This is a genomic window from Roseomonas sp. CECT 9278, assembly GCF_918698155.1.
Classification (GTDB): Bacteria; Pseudomonadota; Alphaproteobacteria; order Acetobacterales; family Acetobacteraceae; genus Neoroseomonas.
The window spans coordinates 1-2,514 of sequence record NZ_CAKKLX010000105.1 but is presented as its reverse complement, the minus strand read 5'-3'; the positions used below and the strand labels follow the sequence as shown (position 1 = coordinate 2,514).

The following is a 2,514-nucleotide window of genomic DNA, read 5'->3' as shown; positions in this document are numbered from 1 at the left end:
GGCCAGAGTGCCGCTGGTGATCCTTGGTTTATCGGTGCGTGTTCCTGGTGGTGTTGTGGATGCGGTTGGGTACTGGGGAGTGTTGCGGTCTGGTGTGGATGTGACGAGCGAGGTGCCGGAGTACCGGTGGGGTGTGGAGCGGCCTGGGGTGGTGGGTTCTGGTGCAGGGGAGGGGTTGGTCCGGACGCTGCGCGGAGGGTGGCTGGGTCGTGTGGAAGGGTTTGATGCGGCGTTCTGGGGCATCAGCCCGCGGGAGGCGGCGGGGATGGATCCGCAGCAGCGGCTGCTGCTGGAATGCGCGTGGGAGGCGCTGGAGGATGCGGGGCTTGCGGCGGAGCGGCTGAGGGGCCGGCGGGTTGGAGTGTATGTTGGCATCTGCGCGTCGGACTACGCGCAGATGGTGGCGTCGGGGGGGCTGGGAGGGATCGACGCGTATCATGCGTCGGGCACGCAGCATTCGGTGGCGTCGGGGCGGATAGCGTATGCGCTGGGGCTGCGGGGTGGTGCGGTGTCGGTGGACACGGCGTGCTCGTCGTCGCTGGTGGCGCTGCATCTGGCGTCGCGGGCGTTGCGGAACGGCGAGTGCGACCTGGCGATCGTGGGTGGTGTGAACCTGATCCTGACGCCGCTGCATTCGGTGGGGTTCTCGCGGGCGGGGATGCTGTCGGCGGATGGTCGGTGCAAGGCGTTTTCGTCGGGTGCGGACGGGTATGGCCGTGCGGAAGGCTGCGCGGTGGTGGTGCTGGGGCGGCAGGGCGAGGTGCCGGCGGGGCGTGCCTGGGCGGTGCTGCGGGGCAGTGCGGTGGGGCAGGATGGTGCGTCGGGCGGGCTGACGGTGCCGAACGGTCCGGCGCAGGCGGAGGTGATCCGGGCGGCGCTGGCGGATGCGGGCGCGGATGCGGGGTCGGTGGGCTACATCGAGGCGCATGGCACGGGCACGGCGCTGGGCGACCCGATCGAGGCGGGTGCGCTGGCGACGGTGTTCGGGGCGGGGCCGGGGGCGGGTGTGCCGATCGGCTCGGCCAAGGCGAACCTGGGTCATGCGGAGGGTGCGGCGGGGCTGCTGGGCGTGGTCAAGGCGGTGCTGATGCGCCACCACGGGGAGGTGCCGCCGCATCCGTATGCGGGCACGCCGAGCGAGCATGTGGACTGGGCGGGCAGCGGGCTGCGGCTGCCGGCGGAGGTGGAGCCGCTGGGGGCGGAGGCGCTGGTTGGTGTGAGTTCCTTTGGGTTCTCGGGGACGAATGCGCATGCGGTGATCGGCCCGGCGCCGGCGGGGCTGGGGCGGGTGCCGGAGGCGGTGCTGGCGGCCCATGGGGCGCGCCAGGGGGCGGCGAAGCGTCCGGGCGTGTACGTGGTCTCGGCGCGCAGCGAGGTGTCGCTGGCGGGGCTGTCGGAGGCAAGCGCGCAGCGGCTGTCGGTGCTGGGTGCGGCGGATGCGGCGGCGGGTGGCGCGGGGTGCTGGCTGGCGGCGTGCGGGACGTCGGTGCGGGGGCGGGCGGCGCTGGTGCATCGGCGGGCGGTGGTGGCGCGCGATGGGCTGGCGGCGGCGGCGGTGCTGCGCGGGCAGGCGCGCGAGGATGCATGGGGCGTGGCCGCGGTGGCGCAGGACGGGCCGGGGCTGGTCTGGCTGTTCACTGGGCAGGGTGCGCTGCGGCCTGGCGCGGGGCTGGGGCTGGTGGCGGCGGAACCGGCATTCGCGAGGGCGTGGCGGGAGGTGTGCGCGGCCTTCGCGCCGTATCTGCCGGCGGGGACGCCGGGGCTGGAGGCGGTGCTGCACGGGCCGGATGCGGCGCGGTGGCTGGAGCGTGCGTCGCTGGCGCAGCCGGCGCATGTGGGGCTGGGCGTGGCGCTGGCGCGGCTGTGGCGTGGGCGGGGCGTGGTGCCGTTGGTGGTGCTGGGGCATTCGCTGGGCGAATACGTGGCGGCGCATGTGGCGGGCGTGCTGGATCTGGATGGTCTGGCGCGGCTGGTGGCGGGGCGTGGTGCGCTGTGCGAGGGGCTGGCGCCGGGCGGCATGGCGGCGACGACGGCGGGTGCTGAGGAGGTGGAGGCGGTGCTGGCGGGGCTGCCGGGAGTGCTGGCGGGGCAGGCGTCGGTGGCGGCGGACCATGGTGTCGCGGGCAGCACGGTGGCGGGGAGCGAGGCGGCGCTGGGTGCGCTGTGCGATGCGCTGCTGGCGCGCGGTCATGCGAGCGAGCGGCTGGCGGGCGGGCAGGGGTATCACTCGCCGCTGGTGGAGCCGGCGATGGCGGGGCTGGCGGCGTTGGCGCGGGGTGTGGCGCACCGGGCGGCGGAGGTGGCGCTGGTGTCGAGCTGGAGCGGTGCGGTGGTGGGGGCGGGGTCTGACCCGACGGCGTATGACTGGGGGGAGCATTGGGCGGGGCACCTGCGGGGTCGGGTGCGGTATGCGCAGGCGCTGGCGGCGGCGGTGCGCTGGGCCGGGGGCGCGGGCGGTGGGCAGGGTGCGCAGGCGGCATCGGCAGCGGGCATTGCCGCGGCAGCGCCGGCGGC

General features: G+C 75.4%; 1 protein-coding gene. It reads left to right on the top strand.

Annotation, left to right across the window (positions count from 1 at the left end; all coding sequences use genetic code 11):
• Nucleotides 1-7: 7 nt before the first annotated feature.
• On the top strand, nucleotides 8-2,514 hold a 2,507-nt coding region (locus tag LQ222_RS26325; RefSeq protein ID WP_308071669.1), incomplete at its 3' end, for a type I polyketide synthase.